Source organism: Massilia endophytica, from assembly GCF_021165955.1.
GTDB classification, from domain to species: Bacteria; Pseudomonadota; Gammaproteobacteria; order Burkholderiales; family Burkholderiaceae_D; genus Rugamonas; species Rugamonas endophytica.
In genome coordinates this window covers 892309-912888 of the sequence record NZ_CP088952.1, presented here as the reverse complement: position 1 = coordinate 912888, position 20580 = coordinate 892309, and the positions used below count along the sequence as shown (strand labels likewise).

Genomic DNA, 20580 nt, shown 5'->3' with positions numbered 1-20580 from the left:
GCCGGGCCTTGGGAGGCAGGAAAGCCACAAATCAGCGTTCAAGGACCTCTTGCGGCACCCTCACCCAGCCTTCCATCAGCACGCGCGCGCTGCGGCTCATGATGGCTTTTGTCACGCTCCACTGGCCGTTTTCCAGCTTCGCTTCCGCGCCTACGCGCAGCGTGCCGGAGGGATGGCCGAAGCGCACCGCCTGCCGCTCTCCGCCGCCGGCCGCCAGGTTGACCAGCGTGCCCGGAATGGCGGCGGCCGTGCCGATGGCCACGGCCGCCGTCCCCATCATGGCGTGATGCAGCTTGCCCATGGAGAGGGCGCGCACCAGCAGGTCGATATCCTGCGCCGCCACCTGCTTGCCGCTGGAAGCGGTGTAGCCTGTGGGCGGCGCCACGAAGGCCACCTTGGGCGTGTGCTGGCGCGTGGCCGCTTCGTCAATATTGCCGATCAGGCCCATACGCACGGCGCCGTAGGCGCGGATGATCTCGAACATGGCCAGCGCCTTGCTGTCGCCGTTGATCGCATCCTGCAGTTCCGTGCCGTTGTAGCCGATGGCGTCCGCATTGACGAAGATGGTGGGAATGCCGGCATTGATCATGGTCGCCTTCAGGGTGCCGATGCCCGGCACTTCCAGGTCGTCCACCAGGTTCCCGGTCGGGAACATGGCGCCGCCAGCCCCCTCCTCTTCCGCCGCGGGGTCCATGAACTCGAGCTGCACTTCGGCGGCCGGGAAGGTCACGCCATCCAGCTCGAAATCGCCGGTCTCCTGTACCGCGCCATTGGTAATGGGCACGTGCGAGATGATGGTCTTGCCAATATTGGCCTGCCAGATGCGCACCACGGCCATGCCGTTCTGCGGCAGGCGCGATGCGTCGACCATGCCGCTGGCGATGGCGAAGGCGCCCACCGCGGCGGACAGATTGCCGCAATTGCCGCTCCAGTCCACGAAAGGCTTGTCGATGGAGACCTGGCCGAACAGGTAGTCCACATCATGGTCCGGCCGCTTGCTGGGCGAGAGAATCACCGTCTTGCTGGTGCTCGAGGTGGCGCCGCCCATGCCGTCGATCTGCTTGCCGTAGGGGTCGGGGCTGCCGATCACGCGCAGGAGAAGCGCATCGCGCACGGGGCCCGGCGCCTGCGCCGCTTCCGGCAGGTCCTGCAGCCGGAAGAAAACGCCCTTGCTGGTGCCGCCGCGCATATAGGTGGCGGGAATACGGATCTGGCCCATCATGCCGCCTTCGCCGTGCTGGCCAGGAAGTCCTGGGCGAAGCGCTGCAGCACGCCGCCCGCTTCATAGATCGCCACTTCTTCCGCCGTATCCAGGCGGCAGGTGACGGGCACCGACACATCTTCGCCGTTCTTGCGGTGGATGACGAGGGTGAGCGTGGCGCGCGGAGTGCGCTCGCCCAGCACATCGTAGGTCTCGCTGCCGTCGATGCCCAGCGTAAGGCGGTTGATGCCGGGCTTGAATTCCAGAGGCAGCACGCCCATACCCACCAGGTTCGTGCGGTGGATACGCTCGAAGCCCTCGGCGACGATGGCTTCCACGCCCGCCAGGCGCACGCCCTTGGCGGCCCAGTCGCGCGAGGAACCCTGGCCATAGTCTGCGCCAGCGATCACGATCAGCGGCTGCTTGCGTTCCATGTAGGTCTCGATGGCTTCCCACATGCGGGTCACTTTGCCTTCGGGCTCGATGCGGGCCAGGGAACCGGCCTTCACCTTGCCGTCTTCACCCAGCACCATTTCGTTCTTCAGCGTGGGGTTGGCGAAGGTGGCGCGCTGCGCGGTGAGGTGGTCGCCGCGGTGGGTTGCGTAGGAATTGAAGTCCTCCTCGGGCAGGCCCATTTTCGCCAGGTACTCTCCAGCAGCGCTGTCCAGCATGATGGCGTTGGACGGAGACAGGTGGTCGGTAGTGATGTTGTCGCCCAGGACGGCGAGCGGACGCATGCCCTGCAGGGTGCGCACGCCTGCCAGCGCGCCTTCCCAGTACGGCGGACGGCGGATGTAGGTGCTCTGCGGGCGCCAGTCGTACAGCGGGCTCACGCTCGCCCCGTCGTCTTCCTGGCGGGCGAACATGGGAATGTAGACCTTGCGGAAGTGGTCGGGCTTTACGCTGGCGGCCACGATGGCGTCGATCTCTTCGTCGCTCGGCCAGATGTCCTTCAGGGTGACGGGCTTGCCCTGGGCGTCCGTACCCAGCACGTCCTTCTCGATATCGAAACGGATGGTGCCCGCGATGGCGTAGGCCACCACCAGCGGCGGCGAAGCCAGGAAGGCCTGCTTGGCGTAGGGGTGGATGCGTCCGTCGAAGTTGCGGTTGCCGGAGAGGACGGCGGTCGCGTACAGGTCGCGGTCCACGATCTCTTTCTGGATGGCGGGATCGAGCGCGCCGGACATGCCATTGCAGGAGGTGCAGGCATAGGCGACCACGCCGAAGCCCAGCTTCTCCAGCTCGGGCAGCAGGCCCGCTTCTTCCAGGTACAGTGTCACGGCCTTGGAACCGGGCGCCAGCGAGCTTTTTACCCAGGACTTGCGCAGCAGCCCGGCCTTGTTGGCGTTACGGGCCAGCAGGCCCGCCGCGATCATGTTGCGCGGGTTGTTGGTGTTGGTGCAGCTGGTGATGGCGGCAATGATCACCGCGCCGTCCGGCATCAGGCCCGGCTCGTTCTCCACCTTGCCGCTGATGCCGCGCGCGGCCAGCTCGGAGGTCGGCACGCGCTTGTGCGGGTTCGATGGACCGGCGATGTTGCGCACCACCGTGGACAGGTCGAAACTCAGCACACGTTCATACTCGGCATTCTTCAGGCTGTCCGACCACAGGCCGGTTTCCTTCGCGTAGAGCTCCACCAGCTTCACCAGCTCGTCGTCGCGGCCCGTCAGCTTCAGGTACTTGATGGTCTGCTCGTCGATGGAGAACATGGCCGCGGTGGCGCCGAACTCCGGCGCCATGTTGGAGATGGTGGCGCGGTCGCCCAGGGTCAGGCGGGAGGCGCCTTCGCCATAGAACTCCAGGTAGGCCGACACCACCTTCTCCTTGCGCAGGAATTCGGTCAGCGCCAGCACGATGTCCGTGGCCGTGATGCCCGGCTGCGGCTTGCCCGTGAGCTCGACGCCGACGATATCCGGCAGGCGCATCCAGGATGCGCGGCCCAGCATCACGGTTTCCGCTTCGAGGCCGCCCACGCCGATGGCGATCACGCCCAGCGCGTCGACCATGGGGGTGTGCGAGTCGGTGCCCACCAGCGTGTCCGGGAAGGCCACGCCATCCAGCACCTGCACCACGGGCGACATGCGCTCCAGGTTGATCTGGTGCAGGATGCCGTTCCCCGGAGGGATCACGTCCACGTTGCGGAAGGCCTTCTTGGTCCAGTCGATGAAGTGGAAGCGGTCTTCGTTGCGGCGGTCCTCGATGGCGCGGTTCTTGTCGAAGGCATCGGGATCGAAGCCGCCGCATTCCACGGCCAGCGAGTGGTCCACCACAAGCTGGGTCGGCACCACGGGATTGACGAGGGCGGGATCGCCGCCCTGCTCCGCAATGGCGTCGCGCAGGCCAGCCAGGTCCACCAGCGCCGTCTGGCCCAGGATGTCGTGGCAGACCACGCGGGCCGGGAACCAGGGGAAATCGAGGTCGCGCTTGCGCTCGATGAGCTGGCGCAGCGAGTCGCCGACCATCATCGGGTCGCAGCGGCGCACGATGTTCTCGGCCAGCACACGCGAGGTGTAGGGCAGCTTGTCGTACGCGCCGGGCTGGATGCTTTCGACGGCGGCACGCGCGTCGAAGTAATCCAGCTGCGTGCCCGGCAGGGGCTTGCGGTATCCAGTGTTCATTACTTGCGTTCCTTGATCGGCACGAACTTCAGGTCTTCAGGACCCACGTAGTTCGCGCTCGGGCGAATGATCTTGTTGTCGATGCGCTGCTCGATGATGTGCGCGGCCCAGCCGGAGGTGCGCGAAATGACGAACAGCGGCGTGAACATGGCGGTCGGCACGCCCATCATGTGGTAGGACACGGCGGAGAACCAGTCCAGGTTGGGGAACATCTTCTTCACTTCCCACATCACGCTTTCCAGGCGCTCGGCGATGTCGAACATCTTCATCGAACCGGCTTCCTGCGACAGCGAGCGGGCCACTTCCTTGATCACCTTGTTGCGCGGGTCGGAAATGGTGTAGACGGGGTGGCCGAAGCCGATCACGACCTCCTTGTTGGCCACGCGGTTGCGGATGTCCGCCTCGGCTTCATCGGCGTTCTCGTAGCGCTTCTGGATGTCCAGCGCCACTTCGTTCGCGCCGCCGTGCTTCGGACCGCGCAGCGCGCCGATGGCGCCGGTGATGGCCGAGTGGATGTCGGAACCGGTGCCCGCGATCACGCGGCTGGTGAAGGTGGAGGCATTGAACTCGTGCTCGGCGTACAGGATGAGCGACGTGTGCATGGCCTTGACCCAGCTTTCGGGCGGCTTCACGCCGTGCAGCAGGTGCAGGAAGTGGCCGCCGATGGAGTCGTCGTCCGTTTCCACGTCGATGCGCTTGCCGTTGTGGCTGAAGTGATACCAGTACAGCAGCATGGAGCCGAAGGAAGCCATGAGGCGGTCGGCAATGTCGCGCGCGCCGGCGATATTGTGGTCGTCCTTCTCCGGCAGGGCGCAGCCCAGCACGGAAACGCCGGTGCGCATCACGTCCATCGGGTGCGCGCCTGCTGGCAGGGCTTCGAGCGCGGACTTCACGGCCTGCGGCAGGCCGCGCAGCGATTTCAGCTTGGCCTTGTAGCCCTTCAGTTCCGCCACGGTCGGCAGCTTGCCGTGCACCAGCAGGAAGGCGATCTCTTCGAATTCGCAGGAGTCGGCGACGTCCAGGATGTCGTAGCCGCGGTAGTGCAGGTCGTTGCCGGTCTTGCCCACGGAGCACAGGGCGGTATTACCGGCGGCCACGCCGGACAGGGCGACGGATTTTTTCGGCTTGAAGCCTGCTGCTTGTTCGGTCATGTTCGATGTCTCCTTATTTTTTCTGTGCGGCGAACAGGGCATCCAGCTTCTGTTCGAAATCGTGGTAGTTGATGCGCTCATAGAGTTCGGCGCGGGTCTGCATGGTGTCCAGCACGGCCTTCTGCGTGCCGTCGCGGCGGATGGCGCCGTAGACGTTTTCCGCGGCCTTGTTCATGGCGCGGAAGGCCGACAGCGGGTAGAGCACGAGGCCCACGTCGGCCGACTTCAGCTCTTCGACGGTAAAGAGCGGCGTGGAGCCGAACTCGGTGATGTTGGCCAGAATAGGCACCTTCACGGCATTGGCGAACTGCTTGTACATGGACAGCTCGGTCATCGCTTCCGGGAAGATCATGTCCGCGCCCGCTTCCACGCAGGCCCCGGCGCGCTCGATGGCGGCGTCGATGCCTTCCACGGCCAGCGCGTCGGTGCGGGCCATGATCACGAAGTTCTCGTCCGTGCGTGCGTCCACGGCGGCCTTGATGCGGTCCACCATTTCGGTCTTGCTGACGATCTCCTTGCCGGGACGGTGGCCGCAGCGCTTGGCGCCCACCTGGTCCTCGATGTGCATGGCGGCGGCGCCGAACTTGATCATGGACTTGACGGTGCGGGCCACGTTGAAGGCCGATGCGCCAAAGCCGGTGTCCACGTCCACCAGCAGGGGCACGTCGCACACGTCGGTGATGCGGCGCACGTCGGTCAGCACGTCGTCCAGGTTGGAGATGCCCAGGTCGGGCAGGCCCAGGGAACCTGCGGCGACGCCGCCGCCGGAAAGATAAATGGCGCGGAAACCGGCGCGTTTGGCCAGCAGGGCGTGGTTGGCGTTGATGGCGCCCACCACCTGCAGCGGCGACTCTTCTTGGACGGCTTTGCGGAAGGCGGCGCCGGCGGAATGTTGGCTCATGGTGTCCTTTCAGTGCAACGTTAAGTTGCGCTCAGTACTGCAAGCGCCGTGCCAGAGATGAAACATGCGTAAAATCAGGCACTTGCATTGCCGCATGAGTCCTTTGCGATGTTTCAACGTTTCACCATGAAACATCATGTGCATTATAATTGAAACATGCGCGCAACTGCCCCACCCTCAGACGAAAAGCCGGTCATCTGGACCGTCTCGGTCTCCCGCCTGTCCGAACTGTTCCGCGACATCACGCTGGAATACGACGCGCTGGCCACCATCGAACCGATCAACCTCGGTTTCGACGAAGCTGCGCGCCACCTGCGCGAACGCCTCGCCACGGAACGCTGCGACGCCGTGATTTCGGCGGGCTCGAACGCCGCCTACCTCAAGGGCCGCCTGTCCGTGCCCGTGGTGGTGGCCAAGGCCAGCGGATTCGATTTCATGCAGGCACTGGCCCGCGCCCGCCGCCTGTCGGACCGCATCGGCGTGGTGACCTACCAGGAGCCCTTGCCGGAGCTCGCGGAATTCGCCGCCACCTTCGACGTACCCATCGTGCAGCGCAGCTACGTGACGGAGGAGGATGCGCGCGCCCAGATCAACGACTTGAAGGCGCAGGGCATCAAGGCCATCGTGGGCGCTGGCCTCATCACCGACCTGGCAGAGGAGGCCGGCCTCACGGGAGTGTTCGTCTATTCGGCCGCCTCGATCCGCCAGGCCTTCGACGACGCCCTCGAAATGGCGCGGCTCGCGCAGCTGGAAGCAAACCGGCACCACGCGCGCGGCAGCGCCGTCGCGGATACGCTCAAGGCCAGGCACGGTCTCGCAGACCTGCGCGGCGAATCGCCCGCCATGGAAAAGGTGCGCCAGGCTGTGGTGCTGTACGCGAAGTCCGCCGCCACGGTGCTGATCCAGGGCGAAACAGGGAGCGGCAAGGAGCTGGTGGCCCAGGCCATTCACCGCGAAAGCCCGCGCGCCCTGGGCGCCAACCGGCCTTTCGTGGCAGTGAACTGCGGCGCCATCGCGGAATCGCTGCTGGAGTCTGAACTGTTCGGCCACGAGGAAGGCGCCTTCACCGGCGCGCGGCGCGGCGGCCACGCGGGCCTGTTCGAGGCCGCCAACCGGGGCACCCTCTTCCTCGACGAGATCGGCGAAATGCCGCTGGCGCTGCAAACGCGCCTGCTGCGCGTGCTGGAAGAGCGCGAGGTGGTGCGCGTTGGCGGCACGCGGCCCATTCCCGTCAATGTGCGCATCATCAGCGCGACCCACTGCAACCTGGAGCAGCGCGTGCGTGAGGGTCGCTTCCGCGCCGACCTGTTCTACCGCCTTGCCGTGCTGCGCCTGGCGCTGCCGCCCCTGCGCGAACGCCTGGACGACGTACTGCCGCTGACGGAATGGGCGCTGCGCAATGCCCTGGCCGGACTCGGCGCCCGGGCCCACCCGAACCTGCATGCGGAGCTCGCGGCCTGCGCGCCCATGCTGCTGCGCTACAGCTGGTCTGGCAATGTGCGCGAACTGCGCAACCTCGCCGAACGCGTGGCCCTCTTCCTCGCCGCCGAGCCCCTGCAGGCGCTCACGCCCGCCTTCCTGTCAGCGGTGGCGCCGGAGCTGGCGAACGGCCTGCCGCCGCCTCCAGCGGGACAGCCCGAGCGCGTGGCGGACGTGCTGGCGCGCTTCGGGGGACGGCGCGATGCCGCAGCCGAGTATCTGGGCATCAGCCGCACCACGCTCTGGCGCCGCCTGCGCGCCGAGGAAGGCTGAACGGCGCGCCGCCGCACGGTTGCCGACACTAGAATGGTCCGCATCGGCTATTGGAAGCGGGACCATGCAAGAACAAGCGGAAAAGGAAACACTGAAGGAAGAGATGGGCCGCATCGTCGAGGAAGCCCGGATGGTGCTGCCGGGTATCCAGGCGCTGTTCGGCTTCCAGGCCATTGCCGTGTTCAACGAGCGCTTCAAGGACCTGCCCATGTACGTTCAGGACTGCCACGTGGCCGCCCTGGGCTTCGTGGTGATCGCCATCGCGCTCATCATGATGCCCGCCGCCTACCACAGGCTGGCGGAGCCGGGCTGCGTGTCGCGCCACGCCATCAAGGTTTCCTCGCGCAGCATCTGCTATGCGCTCGCGCCCCTCGCCGCCGCGCTCTCGCTCGATATCTTCGTGGTGGTGCATGCAGTGACGGATGCCATGGCAGTCAGCGCCATGAGCGGATCCGCGGCTTTCATCCTGCTGATCGCCCTCTGGTTTGCCTATCCCCTCTACTCGCGCCACCGGCAGGGCCGCGGCGCGACGGACGCCGGGGCCTGAGCGCCGCTCGTCACGATTTTCCGCCGCTCGTCACAGCGCGCTGGCCGCCAGCCTCCCGCGAAGCGAAGATGCTTCCCAAGGAGGAAACATTACATGAAACGTACTTTCGTATCGACCCTGGCCACCCTGGCCTTCGCCGCCGCCCTGCCCGCCCATGCCGCCACCGCCTTCAAGGCTGAAGTCACGGGCAAAGGCCCTGCCGTCATCCTGATCCCCGGACTTGCATCGTCCGGCGAAGTGTGGAAAGGCACCACCGAACACCTCTGCGGGCCGCGCCAATGCCACGTGCTTACCCTGGCGGGCTTCGCCGGGCAGCCAGCCATGGACGGTCCCCTGCTGGCCACGGCCGAAAAGGAGATTGCGGAATACATCGAAACGAACAAGCTCGGGAAGCCCGTCATTATTGGCCACAGCCTCGGCGGCTTCCTCGGCATGAAGCTGGCGGCCGACCATCCGGACAAGGTGGGCAAGCTGGTGATCGTCGATTCCCTGCCCGCCCTGGCAGCCACCCAGCTGCCGACCATTACGCGCGAACAGATGGCGCAGGTGGCCGCCAGCACGCGCGACCGTCTCCTGAGCCAGGACGATGCGGCCTACGCGGCAGGTCTCCAGCGCACAGCGACGAGCATGGTGAGCAGCCCGGCCGATATCGAGCGCGTAGTGGGCTGGGGCCGCATCTCCGACCGCAAGGCCGTGGCCAACGCCATGTATGAAATGACGGCTGACGACATGCGGCAGGATATCGCCCGCATCAGCGCGCCAACCCTGGTGCTCGGCGCTTATGCGGGCTACAAGCAGTTCGCGCCGCTGCCGGCCATCGAGGCGGTGTACCGCGGCCAGTACGCCCAGCTCAAGGGCGTGCAGATTGCGATCGCGGAAAACGCCCGCCACTTCATCATGTTCGACGACCCCGCGTGGATGTATGATCGCGTGGATCAATTCCTGAAATGAGATCCGCATGACCGCAGCCCGCCCTCTGTTCGCCCGCCTCAACTGGTATCTGGTCTGTCAGTTCGCAGGCTGGGGCGGGGTGTCGCTCTTCATTCTTTCCTACGGCATCATGGGCCACCTCTCGATGCTGTTCGTGGCGGTATGCCTGTGGGGTCTGGCGACGGGGATGCTGTTCTCCGAGCTGTGGCGGCGCTTCCTGAAGCGGCGCGCGGCGCGCCTGCGGCGCACCGGCTGGCCGGTGCTGCTGGCCGGAATCATCGTTCTGGCCTTCGCGCAGACCGCGGCCATGACGGCGGGCTACGCCATCTTCCGCCCCTTCGGGGGCATCCGCGGCTGGAGCTGGGCGCCGAATGCCCTGCTGTTCTGGTTCGGCGTCTACCTCACCTGGACCATCATCTACCTCGCCGTGCTCACCCTGCGCCGCGCCACTCGCGCCGAAGCTGAAGCCTTGCGCCTGGAGCTGCACGCGAAGGACGTCGAACTGCGCGCCCTGCAGGCCCAGGTCAACCCGCACTTCTTCTTCAACAGCATGAACAGCGTGCGCGCCCTGATCTACGAGAACCCCGAGTCGGCGGCGCGCATGATCGACCAGCTGGCAGGCCTGATGCGCTATGCCCTGCAATCCGGCCAGGCGGACACTGTGCCGCTGCGCGCCGAGCTGGAAGCGGTGGAAGCCTATCTCGATATCGAGAAGATCCGCTTCGAGGAGAGGCTGCGCGTGCAGATCGCTATCGATTCGGACGTGGAGGAAGTGAAGATCCCCCCCATGTCGCTGCAAACGCTGGTGGAGAACGCCGTGAAGTACGGCGTGGAGATGAGCGCGACGGGCAGCGATATCCGCATTGGCGCGCGGCGCGAAGCCGGCAAGGCGGTGATCGAAATCGCCAACGTGGGCGCCATCGTGCCCTTCACGAACTCCACCCAGGTTGGCCTGACGAACACCCGCAAGCGCCTTGCCCTCTCGATGGGCAGCGAGGCGAGCCTGGACCTGCGCGAGACGGACGGCTGGGTGCGCGCTACCCTGCAGGTGCCCGCATGATGCGTGTGCTGCTGGTGGACGACGAAAGGCTGGCCCGCGCCGAGCTGCGCCGCCTGCTCGCGGCGCATCCCGAAGTGGAAATCGTGGGCGAAGCGGCCAACGCGGCGGAGGCGGTGCAGCAGGTGGCGAGCCTGCGCCCTGATCTGCTGCTGCTCGATGTGCAGATGCCCGGCGGCAGCGGCTTCGACATGCTGGAGGCGCTGGACGCCACGCCCGAAGTCATCTTCACGACAGCCTTCGACCGCTACGCCCTGCAGGCTTTCGAGGTCAATGCGCTGGACTACCTGCAGAAGCCCATCCAGGCGAAACGGCTGGCGGCCGCGCTGGAACGCGCCGCCTTCCGGCTGCAGCTCGCGCGCGGCGCCGCTGCAAGCGCTCCTGCCCTGCCCGCGCCGCAGAAGCTTTTCATCAAGGACGGGGAACGCTGCTGGTTCGTGGACTACGGCGATATCCGCCTGTTCGAATCGGAAGGCAACTACACCCGCATCTATTTCGGCGAGAACAAGCCGCTCATGCTGCGCTCCCTGAACCAGATGGAGCAGAAGCTCGCGCCCGAGCGCTTCTTCCGCGTGAGCCGCCAGCACATCGTGAACCTGGACGCGGTGCAGCAGGTCGCCCCCAATCAGGCGGGCGGGCTCGAACTGTCCCTGGCCGGCGGCCTGCGCGTGGAGGTGTCGCGCAGGCGGGCGGTCGAATTCCGCCAGTTCGCCGCGCTCTGAGGCAAAAAAAAGCCGCTCGGTCGAGCGGCTTTTTTCCGGCTTACTCCACTTCCACCGTTTCGGGCGGCGGCAGCGGGGCCGAGTCGGGTTCCGGGAAGTCCAGCTTGATCTGGTCGTTGTCGTCCAGGTCCACCGTCACCTTGCCGCCGGCGACCAGGCGGCCGAACAGCAGCTCGTCGGCCAGGGCCTTGCGGATCATGTCCTGGATCAGGCGCGACATCGGGCGGGCGCCCATGAGTGGATCGAAGCCTTTCTTGGCGAGGAACTTGCGCAGCTTCTCGCTGAACACGGCCTCCACCTTCTTCTCGTGCAGCTGCTCTTCCAGCTGCATGAGGAACTTGTCCACCACGCGCAGGATGATTTCTTCGTCCAGCGCACGGAAGCTGATGATCGCGTCGATGCGGTTGCGGAACTCCGGCGTGAACATGCGCTTCAGGTCGGCCATTTCGTCGCCGGTTTCCTTGGTGTTGGTGAAACCGATCGGCGCCTTCTGCAGCGCTTCCGCGCCTGCGTTGGTCGTCATGATGATGATCACGTTGCGGAAGTCCGCCTTGCGGCCGTTGTTGTCCGTCAGCGTGCCATGGTCCATCACCTGCAGCAGGATGTTGAAGATATCCGGATGCGCCTTCTCGATCTCGTCCAGCAGCAGCACGGCGTGCGGCTTCTTGGTGATGGCTTCCGTCAGCAGGCCGCCCTGGTCAAAGCCCACGTAGCCCGGCGGCGCGCCGATCAGGCGCGACACGGCATGGCGCTCCATGTACTCGGACATGTCGAAGCGGATCAGCTCGATGCCCAGGATGAAAGCCAGCTGCTTGGCCACCTCGGTCTTGCCCACGCCGGTGGGACCGGAGAAGAGGAAGGAGCCGATCGGCTTGTCCTGCTTGCCCAGGCCGGCGCGCGACATCTTGATGGCCGACGCCAGGGCCTCGATGGCGGGGTCCTGGCCGAAGACCACGTTGCGCAGGTCGCGGTCGATGGTCTGCAGCTTGCTGCGGTCGTCCTGGTTGACCGTTTGCGGAGGAATGCGCGCAATCTTGGAGATGATCTCCTCGATCTCGGTCTTGCCGATGGTCTTCTTCTGCTTGGACTTGGGCAGGATGCGCTGGGCGGCGCCCGCCTCGTCGATCACGTCGATGGCCTTGTCCGGCAGGTGGCGGTCGTTGATGAAGCGGGCCGCCAGTTCGGCCGCCGTCGACAGCGCCGAGGACGAATACTTCACGCCATGGTGCTCTTCGAAGCGCGACTTCAGGCCGCGCAGGATCTGCACGGTCTGCTCCACGGTCGGCTCGTTCACGTCCACTTTCTGGAAGCGGCGGGACAGGGCATGGTCCTTCTCGAACACGCCGCGGAACTCGGTGAAGGTGGTGGCGCCGATGCATTTCAGCTGGCCGTTCGCCAGGGCAGGCTTGAGCAGGTTGGACGCGTCCAGCGTACCGCCCGAGGCCGAACCGGCGCCGATGATGGTGTGGATCTCGTCGATGAAGAGAATGCCGTTCGGATTGTCCTTGAGCTGCTTGAGCACGGCCTTCAGGCGCTGCTCGAAGTCGCCGCGGTACTTGGTGCCCGCCAGCAGCGCGCCCATGTCCAGCGAATAGACGACGGCGTTCTGCAGAATCTCGGGAACATCGTTCTGGGTAATGCGGTAGGCCAGGCCTTCGGCGATGGCGGTCTTGCCCACGCCCGCTTCACCCACCAGCAGCGGATTGTTCTTGCGGCGGCGGCACAGCACCTGGATCACGCGGTCCACTTCGTCCTCGCGGCCGATGAGCGGGTCGATCTTGCCTTCGGCGGCGGACTTGTTGAGGTTCTGGGTGAACTGGTCCAGCGGGCTTTCCTTCTGCTGGCCGCCTTCGCTCGGGCCGCCCTCTTCCACGCCTTCCGAGGCCTTGGCGGCGTCCGAGGACTGGTCCTTGCGCACGCCGTGGGAGATGAAGTTCACCACATCCAGGCGGGTCACGCCCTGCTGGTGCAGATAGTAAACAGCGTGCGAGTCCTTCTCGCCGAAGATGGCGACCAGCACGTTCGCGCCCGTCACTTCCTTCTTGCCGTTCGAGGCCGACTGCACGTGCATGATGGCGCGCTGGATCACGCGCTGGAAGCCGAGGGTGGGCTGGGTGTCCACCTCGCCGGTGCCGGGCACGGTGGGAGTGTTGTCGCCGATGAAGTTGGTGAGAGTCTTGCGCAGATCTTCAATATTGACCGCGCAGGCACGCAACACTTCGGCGGCCGAAGGATTGTCCAGCAGCGCCAGCAGCAAGTGCTCAACCGTGATGAATTCATGCCGTGCCTGCCGTGCTTCGACAAACGCCATGTGCAAACTTACTTCCAATTCCTGCGCAATCATACTTCCTCCATCACGCACTGCAGGGGGTGCCCTGCCTTGCGCGCATGCGTTAAAACGAACTCCACTTTTGTCGAAGCTATATCTTTCGAGAACACACCGCACACGCCCTTGCCGTAGCGGTGAACACTCAACATAATCTGCGTGGCCGTTTCCCGATCCTTATTGAAATACTCCTGAATGATCGCGACCACGAATTCCATCGGGGTGTAGTCGTCATTTAGCAACGCCACCTGGTACATGGGGGGCGGTTTCAGCGTCTGTCGCTCCAGGACGGTGTCTGTATCGTGCTTGGTTGCCATACGCTTATATTCTAATGCTTTCGTGATAGATGCAACGCCCATTTAGAGGGGCGTTTCCACTTGTTCTCATCTTACGCGTTTTCCCGACCAGCCGCAGATGGCGGTCCTGGACCGCAAAATCAAGGGGCCGATTTGCCCTCCGGCAGCGTGTTGCATAAAACTTACTATTGCTGCTTGAAACCGCTTGACATTAAAAATTGTTCCGCCAACAATGCGATATCGACTGGGTGCAGCAATGTACACGTTGGTAAGAAGTGAGTTGTCGAGGAGGGGGCAGGAAGCTTCTTGCTTTTATGGCTCGTGTGATCCGTTTTTAATTGAAAGTTCTTTTTATGGCAACAGGTACCGTTAAGTGGTTCAATGACTCCAAAGGTTTTGGCTTCATCACTCCTGATGATGGCGGCGAGGATTTGTTCGCACACTTCTCCGCAATCAACATGAACGGCTTCAAGACCCTGAAAGAAGGTCAAAAGGTGCAGTTCGAAGTCACGCAAGGCCCGAAAGGCAAGCAAGCTTCCAACATCCAGGCCAGCTAATCTGTCCCCCCGATGTGAAGAAACCCCGCCGCGGCGGGGTTTTTTTTCGTCCCTACTCCTGCGACCAGAGCCCCAGCACACCAGGCGCGGCCTGCACCACCAGCAGGTAGCGGCGGCTGCCGTCCGCGACCTGATAGCTGTAGCCTTGCAGCCGGTCCTGTTTCAGCACATCGGCCAGGGCCGTGCGCGGCTGGGCGGCCTTGCAGTGCTCGCGGTAGACGCTCAGGCCTGCCTTCATCAGGTCGGCCTGTGCGGCTTGCGAAGCCAGGCGGCTCACCACGATATCGGTGGCCACCGCCGCGGCGCCGGGCTTCCCCGCGGGCGGGCGGCACAGCATGGTCAGCGTCGGCAGGAAATAGGACGCCGGTATGCCGACGCTGGACGTCATGGGAGCGCCGTACACGGGGGCATTGCCCGCGCTGCGCGTCCAGCTCACCTGCTCGGGCGCCTCGCCGAACACCAGCGTGCCCCGGCGTTCCGGCGCGAGCAGCACGCCGTACTGCTCGATGATGTAGCGCGCGGAATAGGCAGGCCCCGCGCGAGGATCGGCCTGGTACTGGTAGCCCAGGTAGCGGCTGACCAGGGGGAAAGGCCCCGGCACCTGGGTCATGCGCGCGAGGAAGTCGTCGATCATGGCCTGGAAAGCAGCAGGATCGGCATTGGCCGTGAGCGTGGACAGGAGGGTGCGGGCCGCCTCGTTCATATTGTCGCCCGTGTAGGCGAGGATCTCCGCAGTGACGTCGAGGGAGGCCGTGAACTGCGCGGCAAAGCGCAGCTTGAGGGCGGCCATGGCCAGGTCCCCGCCCTGCGCTCCCTGCAGGATGGTGAGCACGGCGCGGCCCCGGCTCATCTGCCCCTGGTCGATCTTCGCCGCCCAGTGCGCCAGCCCGGCGCTCTCCGCGTTGCGGTTGAAGATGTTCAGGTAGACGGCGTTGATGAAGGCGCGGTTGTTGCCGACATAGAGCGACTGCGATTCCTCGCTGTTCGCGAACTGGTCCATCATGGCGCGCACTTCGGCGTTGCCTTCGTAGGCCGCGAGCATGCCGTCCACAGTGGAGGGCAGCCCGCGCTCGGCGAACTTTTGCGTCCAATAGGGCAGGCCGAGGAACTCGGCGGGCCTGCCGAAGTAGGCCAGATACATGCTCTGGATCAGCGGCTCGTAGTCTTTCGCGGTCAGCCCCTGCTGCGCCAGGGCGGCGGCACTGCGCTGGGCGGGCATCGCCGCGCTCGGCGGCGCCTGGGTTTCCGGCGTGCCGCCCCCGCAGGCGGACAGCAGCGTGGCTGCGGCGGCGGCCAGCAAGGCCAGTCTCGGATGGTGCATATGCATGATAGTCCTTTGCTATTTTGCAAGAGCCGCATCGTAGCATTGCAAAAAATGGAACTATGTGACGGCTATCACCAGCTTAGTCGCAGGCGATGTCGATGGCGGTCGGGCGGCCGCGCAGCTGGCGGTAGGTGACGCGGCAGCTGCGGGTGCTCGCGGCCAGGGGCCGGGCCAGCATGACCTCGTTGGCCGCGCCGTAGTTGCAGGCGAGCCATTTGGGTTCGCGTGCGCTGTTCAGGTTGCGCCAGATGTCGATGCGCCCGCCCGACACCCTGCGGCTGGCATCCTGCTTGAGCACCGCCATTTCCGCGGGCGGGCCTTCCAGCACGCTCACCGACTGCAGGCGCAGGGCGCGCGCCACATACGGCGTCCAGCCGCCCGGCGGGCCGACCTGGATTGCGGCCGGCGGCAGGTCCGGCAGGCAGCTTGGCGCCGCAGCCGCCGGACCGGCGATGCCGAGAGCTAAGCAGAGCGCGACACGCATGGCAAACCACCTCCTCCCCAGATGGTGGCGCGGCCAGCCGGTCCCTGCATTGTGCCCGCTCAAGCCAAAGAAAAACCCCGCGTCCTCACGGAGCGCGGGGTTTGGCCAGCAGGCCGGGCGCGCCCGGCCGCCGCAGCAATTACATCTGCTCGATCATCACGTCGCCGAAGCCGGAGCACGACACCTGGGTCGCGCCTTCCATCAGGCGGGCGAAGTCGTAGGTCACTTTCTTCGAGGTGATGGCTTTTTCCATCGAAGAGATGATCAGGTCGGCCGCTTCGGTCCAGCCCATGTGGCGCAGCATCATTTCGGCCGACAGGATCAGGGAACCGGGGTTCACGTAGTCCTTGCCTGCGTACTTCGGCGCGGTGCCGTGGGTGGCTTCGAACATGGCCACGGAGTCGGACAGGTTGGCGCCCGGCGCGATGCCGATGCCGCCCACTTGCGCCGCCAGCGCGTCGGAGATGTAGTCGCCGTTCAGGTTCAGGGTGGCGATCACGCTGTATTCCGCCGGACGCAGCAGGATCTGCTGCAGGAAGGCGTCGGCGATGGAATCCTTGACGATGATTTCCTTGCCTGTCTTCGGATTCTTGAACTTGCACCATGGGCCGCCGTCGATCAGCTCGGCGCCGAATTCCTTCTGTGCCAGGGCATAGGCCCAGTCACGGAAGCCGCCTTCGGTGTACTTCATGATGTTGCCCTTGTGGACGATGGTCACGGAAGGCTTGTCGTTGTCGATGGCGTACTGGATGGCCTTGCGCACCAGGCGCTCGGTGCCTTCGCGCGACACAGGCTTGATGCCGATGCCCGAGGTTTCCGGGAAGCGGATCTTCTTCACGCCCATTTCCTTGACCAGGAAGTCGATCAGCTTCTTGACGCTGTCGCTGCCTTCCTGGTACTCGATGCCGGCGTAGATGTCTTCCGAATTTTCGCGGAAGATGACCATGTCGGTCTTCTCAGGCTCGCGCACGGGCGATGGCACGCCGGCGAAGTAGCGCACGGGGCGCAGGCAGACGTACAGGTCCAGTTCCTGGCGCAGGGCCACGTTCAGGGAACGGATGCCACCGCCGACCGGGGTGGTCAGGGGACCCTTGATGGACACAACATAGTCTTTCAGCACGTCCAGCGTTTCCGAAGGCAGCCACACGTCCGGGCCGTAGACCTTGGTCGATTTTTCGCCGGCGTAGATCTCCATCCAGCTGATCTTGCGCTTGCCGTTGTAGGCCTTGGCCACGGCGGCGTCCACCACCTTGATCATCACCGGAGTGATGTCCACGCCCGTACCGTCGCCTTCCAGGAATGGAATGATCGGGGTGTCAGGCACGGTCAGGGAATAATCGGCGTTGACGGTGATTTTCTGGCCGTCCGCTGGTACTTTGATATGTTGGTACATCGTGTTCTCCGAAGTGAGTGATTCTTTTGCGGCCCAGTCTTCTATAAGACATAAGACGCGAATTCCACATTATGCACCAGTATTTCACTGGGCGCCATCTTTCAGCGGCATTGCCAGTACAATCCGGGGATGTCCCTGATCTTATTGAACAAGCCATTCGGCGTATTGTGCCAGTTTTCTCCCCAGCCGGAACGCGAAACGCTGGCCGACTACGTGAAGATTCCGAACGTCTACCCTGCCGGGCGCCTGGACGCCGACAGCGAGGGACTGCTGCTGCTGACGGACGACGGCAAGCTCCAGCACGCCATCGCCCATCCGGACCGCAAGGAGGCCAAGCAGTACCTGGTGCAGGTGGATGGCGTGGCGACGGATGAGGCCCTGGCGAAGCTCCAGGCCCCGCTCGACCTGGGCGACTTTGTCACCAAGCCCTGCACGGCCGTGCGCATCGCCGCGCCGGAGTGGCTGTGGCCGCGCAACCCGCCCATCCGGGTGCGGGTGGACAAGCCCACCGCCTGGCTGGCCATCACGCTGCAGGAAGGCAAGAACCGCCAGGTGCGGCGCATGACGGCGGCCGTCGGCCTGCCCACCCTGCGCCTGGTGCGCAGCGCCATCGGCGCCATTTCCCTGGCAACCCATCCCCTGATGCCGGGGGACTGGATGGAGGTCGACCCCGCCGAACTGCGCGCTTGACGCTCCTCGCGGGCCCATGGCTTAATCCCAGCCATGAAAAAGTCCCTCTTCTATATAGTGGCGGCGCTGGCCGCCGCGGCGGCCCAGGCGCAGAACGCCCAGTTCGGCAGCACCACCCTCTCGGCGGGGGTCAACCTGATCCAGGCGGAGGTGGCGGCCACGGGCCCGCAGCGGGAACAGGGGCTGATGTTCCGCGAACAGATGGCGCCCAATGCGGGCATGGTATTTGTGTTCGACAGCCCGTCCCGCCAGTGCATGTGGATGAAGAACACCCTCATTCCCCTCTCCGTGGCCTTTATCGACGCGGACGGGAAGATCGTCAATATCGAGGACATGCAGCCCCAGACCCTGGACAGCCACTGCTCGGCCAAGGGCAAGCCCGTGCTCTACGCGCTGGAGATGAACCTCGGCTGGTTCAGGCACAAGAACATCAAACCGGGCATGAGCATCGCCCGGCTGCCGAAAAAGTAGGCCGGACAAAGCGAAAAACCCGCTATGGCTGCGCCATGCGGGTTATTTCTGTGCACCTGTTTGGCGGCGACTGCCGCCGTCCACGAACTTAGGCGGACAGTGCCTTCAGGGCAGCTGCCAGACGGCTCTTGTGGCGAGCGGCCTTGTTCTTGTGGATGATCTTTTTGTCGGCGATCGAGTCGATGGTCGACACGGAAGCCTGGAAGATCTGGGTCGCAGCAGCTTTGTCGCCAGCCTGGATCGCCTTGCGGGCAGCCTTGATGGCGGTGCGCAGGGTCGAACGCTGGGCGGAGTTGTGTGCGTTTTGCTTGACTGCTTGACGAGCGCGTTTGCGCGCTTGTGCGGTATTTGCCATGGAATTTCCTAAATCGTTGTCAAAGTTCGTTTGCAAACAGAAGCGTTTGCCAAACCGGTGCGTTTCAGTCTGCTGCCAGAGGCTCTGTCCGCGTTACTGAATTCTGTACAGCCTTAAATTATAACGAACTTTTCCGCACACAGCAATCCGTTCTCCCGAAATATTGCCTTTGTAACAGCTTGGGGCGTGGCGGCCCGGCTATAATCAGCGCCCATGAACCTGCTCAGAACCCTCGCCGCCATCTCCAGCATGACCATGCTGTCGCGGATCACCGGCCTGCTGCGCGACACCCTGTTCGCGCGCGCCTTCGGCGCCGGCGCCTATACGGATGCCTTCAATATCGCCTTCCGCCTGCCCAACCTGCTGCGCCGCCTGTTCGCCGAAGGCGCCTTCTCCCAGGCCTTCGTGCCCATCCTGGCCGAGTACAAGACGCGGCAGGGCGAGGCAGCGACCAAGTCCCTGGCCGACCATGTGGCCAACACCCTGGTCTGGGCCACCCTCTTCGTGAGCGTGCTGGGCATTGTGGCGGCGCCCCTCTTCATCTGGCTGATTGCGGGCAGCGAGGCGCGCAACCCCGAGGCTTTCGACGCCACGGTGTGGATGACGCGCCTGATGTTCCCCTATATCGCCTGCATGTCCTTCGTGGCCCTGTCCGGCGGCGTGCTGAATACCTGGCGCCAGTTCAAGGTGCCCGCCTTCACGCCGGTGCTGCTGAACCTGTCCCTGATCGCGGGCATCCTCTTCCTCTCGCCCTGGCTGGAACAGCCCATCTACGCCCAGGCCATTGCCGTGCTGGTGGGCGGCCTGCTGCAGGTGGCGATCCAGATCCCCGCGCTGGTGAAGATCGGCATGCTGCCACGCCTGTCCATCAACCCCGTGGGCGGCCTGCGCGATCCGGGCGTGCGGCGCGTGCTGAAGAAGATGGCGCCCGCCGTGCTGGCAGTCTCGGCCACCCAGATCAGCCTCATCATCAATACGGGCATCGCGGCCCGGCTGGCCGAAGGCAGCGTGTCCTGGCTCACCTATGCGGACCGCCTGATGGAGCTGCCGACCGCCCTGCTGGGCGTGGCCCTGGGCACCATCCTGCTGCCCAGCCTGTCCAAGGCCAGCGTGGAAGGCGACCATGCGGAATATTCCGCCCTGCTGGACTGGGGCCTGCGCCTGACACTGCTGCTGGCCATTCCGGCCGCCGTGGGCATCGCCGTCACGGCCGTGCCCCTGATCGCCACGCTCTTCCACTACGGCCTGTTCACGGCGCGCGACGTGGCCAATTCGGCCGGGCCGCTGGTGGCCTATGCCGTGGGGCTGACGGGCATCATCCTCGTGAAGACCCTGGCGCCCGCCTTCTATGCCAAGCAGGACATCCGCACGCCGGTGCGCATCGCCCTGGGCGTGATGGCGGCGACGCAGCTGATGAACCTTCTCTTCGTGCCCTTCTTCGCCGTGGCGGGCCTGGCCCTGTCGATCGGGCTGGCGGCCTGCCTGAACGCGGGCTTCCTGTTCGCCGGGCTGCGCCGGCGCGGCATCTACCAGCCCCAGCCAGGCTGGGGCAAATTCCTCGCCAAGCTGGTCGTGGCGGCGGGGCTGATGGGAGCGGCGGGCTGGTTCGCCTCCGCCCAGTTCGACTGGATCGCCCTGCGCGCCCTGCCCCTGCTGCGCGTGGGCGCCCTGCTGCTGGTGATCGGCGGCTGCGCCATCGTCTACTTCGGCGTGCTGCTCGCGCTGGGCTTCCGCCTGCGCGACTTCAAACGGCTCGCCAAATGAAGAAAGCCCGCTTTCGCGGGCCCTCTTCATGAAACCAAAAG

Annotated in this window: 19 protein-coding genes; 9 read left to right on the top strand and 10 right to left on the bottom strand. The window is 64.9% G+C overall.

Annotated features, from left to right (window positions below):
* Positions 1-31: 31 nt before the first annotated feature.
* From prpF to prpB, 4 genes are read right to left on the bottom strand one after another with little or no spacing between them, the layout of a single operon-like run.
* Positions 32-1222, bottom strand: coding sequence for a 2-methylaconitate cis-trans isomerase PrpF (gene prpF, locus LSQ66_RS04190; RefSeq protein WP_231768557.1), 1191 nt, complete (start codon positions 1220-1222; stop codon positions 32-34).
* Positions 1219-3819 (bottom strand): Fe/S-dependent 2-methylisocitrate dehydratase AcnD, encoded by a 2601-nt coding sequence (acnD, locus tag LSQ66_RS04185; RefSeq protein ID WP_231768556.1) that lies wholly within the window; start codon positions 3817-3819, stop codon positions 1219-1221. Before acnD ends, prpF begins: the two co-directional genes overlap by 4 nt.
* Entirely contained in the window at positions 3819-4970 is a 1152-nt protein-coding gene (prpC, locus tag LSQ66_RS04180; protein WP_231768555.1) for a bifunctional 2-methylcitrate synthase/citrate synthase, read from the bottom strand. The genes acnD and prpC overlap by 1 nt, the downstream gene beginning before the upstream one ends.
* Positions 4971-4983: 13 nt before the next feature.
* Positions 4984-5871, bottom strand: coding sequence for a methylisocitrate lyase (gene prpB, locus LSQ66_RS04175; RefSeq protein ID WP_231768554.1), 888 nt, complete (start codon positions 5869-5871; stop codon positions 4984-4986).
* Between the two features lie 156 nt (positions 5872-6027).
* Between prpB and prpR the strand changes: the two genes are divergently transcribed.
* The 5 genes from prpR (at position 6028) to LSQ66_RS04150 (ending at position 10879) form a co-directional block, all read left to right on the top strand.
* Positions 6028-7623 (top strand): propionate catabolism operon regulatory protein PrpR, encoded by a 1596-nt coding sequence (prpR, locus tag LSQ66_RS04170; RefSeq protein ID WP_231768553.1) that lies wholly within the window; start codon positions 6028-6030, stop codon positions 7621-7623.
* Between the two features lie 64 nt (positions 7624-7687).
* Positions 7688-8170, top strand: a complete 483-nt coding sequence (locus LSQ66_RS04165; RefSeq protein ID WP_231768552.1) for a DUF6328 family protein — start codon at positions 7688-7690, stop codon at positions 8168-8170.
* A 93-nt stretch (positions 8171-8263) separates the two neighbouring features.
* The gene (locus tag LSQ66_RS04160; RefSeq protein ID WP_231768551.1) at positions 8264-9121 is read left to right on the top strand and encodes an alpha/beta fold hydrolase; all 858 of its coding nucleotides are present in this window, start codon (positions 8264-8266) and stop codon (positions 9119-9121) included.
* 7 nt (positions 9122-9128) lie between these two features.
* Positions 9129-10160 carry a sensor histidine kinase gene (locus tag LSQ66_RS04155; protein ID WP_231768550.1) on the top strand — a complete coding sequence of 344 codons (1032 nt, stop codon included), beginning with the start codon at positions 9129-9131 and terminating at the stop codon, positions 10158-10160.
* On the top strand, positions 10157-10879 hold the full coding sequence (locus LSQ66_RS04150; protein WP_231768549.1) for a LytR/AlgR family response regulator transcription factor: 723 nt from the start codon (positions 10157-10159) through the stop codon (positions 10877-10879). Before LSQ66_RS04155 ends, LSQ66_RS04150 begins: the two co-directional genes overlap by 4 nt.
* 40 nt (positions 10880-10919) lie before the next feature.
* On the opposite strand, the gene clpA is transcribed toward LSQ66_RS04150, so the two are convergent.
* Complete coding sequence (clpA, locus tag LSQ66_RS04145; protein WP_231768548.1) at positions 10920-13223, bottom strand: ATP-dependent Clp protease ATP-binding subunit ClpA; 2304 nt, start codon at positions 13221-13223, stop codon at positions 10920-10922.
* The gene (gene clpS, locus LSQ66_RS04140; RefSeq protein WP_231768547.1) at positions 13220-13522 is read right to left on the bottom strand and encodes an ATP-dependent Clp protease adapter ClpS; all 303 of its coding nucleotides are present in this window, start codon (positions 13520-13522) and stop codon (positions 13220-13222) included. The genes clpA and clpS overlap by 4 nt, the downstream gene beginning before the upstream one ends.
* A gap of 332 nt (positions 13523-13854) precedes the next feature.
* Between clpS and cspE the strand changes: the two genes are divergently transcribed.
* Positions 13855-14058: a transcription antiterminator/RNA stability regulator CspE gene (gene cspE, locus LSQ66_RS04135; protein WP_107141363.1), complete on the top strand. Its 204-nt coding sequence runs from the start codon at positions 13855-13857 to the stop codon at positions 14056-14058.
* Positions 14059-14110: 52 nt separating this feature from the next.
* On the opposite strand, the gene LSQ66_RS04130 is transcribed toward cspE, so the two are convergent.
* The 3 genes from LSQ66_RS04130 to icd form a co-directional block, all read right to left on the bottom strand.
* Complete coding sequence (locus tag LSQ66_RS04130) at positions 14111-15379, bottom strand: DUF4214 domain-containing protein (protein ID WP_231768546.1); 1269 nt, start codon at positions 15377-15379, stop codon at positions 14111-14113.
* 82 nt (positions 15380-15461) lie between these two features.
* Entirely contained in the window at positions 15462-15866 is a 405-nt protein-coding gene (locus LSQ66_RS04125; protein ID WP_231768545.1) for an STY0301 family protein, read from the bottom strand.
* Positions 15867-16005: 139 nt separating this feature from the next.
* Entirely contained in the window at positions 16006-17259 is a 1254-nt protein-coding gene (icd, locus tag LSQ66_RS04120; protein ID WP_231768544.1) for an NADP-dependent isocitrate dehydrogenase, read from the bottom strand.
* 129 nt (positions 17260-17388) lie between these two features.
* Here icd and LSQ66_RS04115 point away from each other — a divergent pair, with 129 nt between their 5' ends.
* Together LSQ66_RS04115 and LSQ66_RS04110 are read left to right on the top strand one after the other, a co-directional pair.
* Entirely contained in the window at positions 17389-17949 is a 561-nt protein-coding gene (locus tag LSQ66_RS04115; RefSeq protein ID WP_231768543.1) for a pseudouridine synthase, read from the top strand.
* Between the two features lie 33 nt (positions 17950-17982).
* On the top strand, positions 17983-18420 hold the full coding sequence (locus LSQ66_RS04110; protein ID WP_231768542.1) for a DUF192 domain-containing protein: 438 nt from the start codon (positions 17983-17985) through the stop codon (positions 18418-18420).
* A gap of 88 nt (positions 18421-18508) precedes the next feature.
* Here LSQ66_RS04110 and rpsT read toward each other — a convergent pair whose 3' ends face one another.
* Entirely contained in the window at positions 18509-18775 is a 267-nt protein-coding gene (rpsT, locus tag LSQ66_RS04105) for a 30S ribosomal protein S20 (RefSeq protein WP_231768541.1), read from the bottom strand.
* 213 nt (positions 18776-18988) lie between these two features.
* Here rpsT and murJ point away from each other — a divergent pair, with 213 nt between their 5' ends.
* The gene (gene murJ, locus LSQ66_RS04100) at positions 18989-20539 is read left to right on the top strand and encodes a murein biosynthesis integral membrane protein MurJ (RefSeq protein ID WP_231768540.1); all 1551 of its coding nucleotides are present in this window, start codon (positions 18989-18991) and stop codon (positions 20537-20539) included.
* Positions 20540-20580 lie beyond the last annotated feature (41 nt).

Coding starts and splice junctions, on each gene's coding strand:
- LSQ66_RS04160 (WP_231768551.1), top strand. CDS start 8,264: ATGAAACGTACTTTCGTATCGACCCTGGCCACCCTGGCCTTCGCCGCC.
- cspE (WP_107141363.1), top strand. CDS start 13,855: ATGGCAACAGGTACCGTTAAGTGGTTCAATGACTCCAAAGGTTTTGGC.
- LSQ66_RS04110 (WP_231768542.1), top strand. CDS start 17,983: ATGAAAAAGTCCCTCTTCTATATAGTGGCGGCGCTGGCCGCCGCGGCG.
- prpF (WP_231768557.1), bottom strand. CDS start 1,222: ATGATGGGCCAGATCCGTATTCCCGCCACCTATATGCGCGGCGGCACC.
- acnD (WP_231768556.1), bottom strand. CDS start 3,819: ATGAACACTGGATACCGCAAGCCCCTGCCGGGCACGCAGCTGGATTAC.
- LSQ66_RS04155 (WP_231768550.1), top strand. CDS start 9,129: ATGACCGCAGCCCGCCCTCTGTTCGCCCGCCTCAACTGGTATCTGGTC.
- clpA (WP_231768548.1), bottom strand. CDS start 13,223: ATGATTGCGCAGGAATTGGAAGTAAGTTTGCACATGGCGTTTGTCGAA.
- LSQ66_RS04115 (WP_231768543.1), top strand. CDS start 17,389: ATGTCCCTGATCTTATTGAACAAGCCATTCGGCGTATTGTGCCAGTTT.
- murJ (WP_231768540.1), top strand. CDS start 18,989: ATGAACCTGCTCAGAACCCTCGCCGCCATCTCCAGCATGACCATGCTG.
- icd (WP_231768544.1), bottom strand. CDS start 17,259: ATGTACCAACATATCAAAGTACCAGCGGACGGCCAGAAAATCACCGTC.
- LSQ66_RS04130 (WP_231768546.1), bottom strand. CDS start 15,379: ATGCACCATCCGAGACTGGCCTTGCTGGCCGCCGCCGCAGCCACGCTG.
- LSQ66_RS04150 (WP_231768549.1), top strand. CDS start 10,157: ATGATGCGTGTGCTGCTGGTGGACGACGAAAGGCTGGCCCGCGCCGAG.
- clpS (WP_231768547.1), bottom strand. CDS start 13,522: ATGGCAACCAAGCACGATACAGACACCGTCCTGGAGCGACAGACGCTG.
- LSQ66_RS04165 (WP_231768552.1), top strand. CDS start 7,688: ATGCAAGAACAAGCGGAAAAGGAAACACTGAAGGAAGAGATGGGCCGC.
- prpC (WP_231768555.1), bottom strand. CDS start 4,970: ATGACCGAACAAGCAGCAGGCTTCAAGCCGAAAAAATCCGTCGCCCTG.
- prpB (WP_231768554.1), bottom strand. CDS start 5,871: ATGAGCCAACATTCCGCCGGCGCCGCCTTCCGCAAAGCCGTCCAAGAA.
- prpR (WP_231768553.1), top strand. CDS start 6,028: ATGCGCGCAACTGCCCCACCCTCAGACGAAAAGCCGGTCATCTGGACC.
- rpsT (WP_231768541.1), bottom strand. CDS start 18,775: ATGGCAAATACCGCACAAGCGCGCAAACGCGCTCGTCAAGCAGTCAAG.
- LSQ66_RS04125 (WP_231768545.1), bottom strand. CDS start 15,866: ATGCGTGTCGCGCTCTGCTTAGCTCTCGGCATCGCCGGTCCGGCGGCT.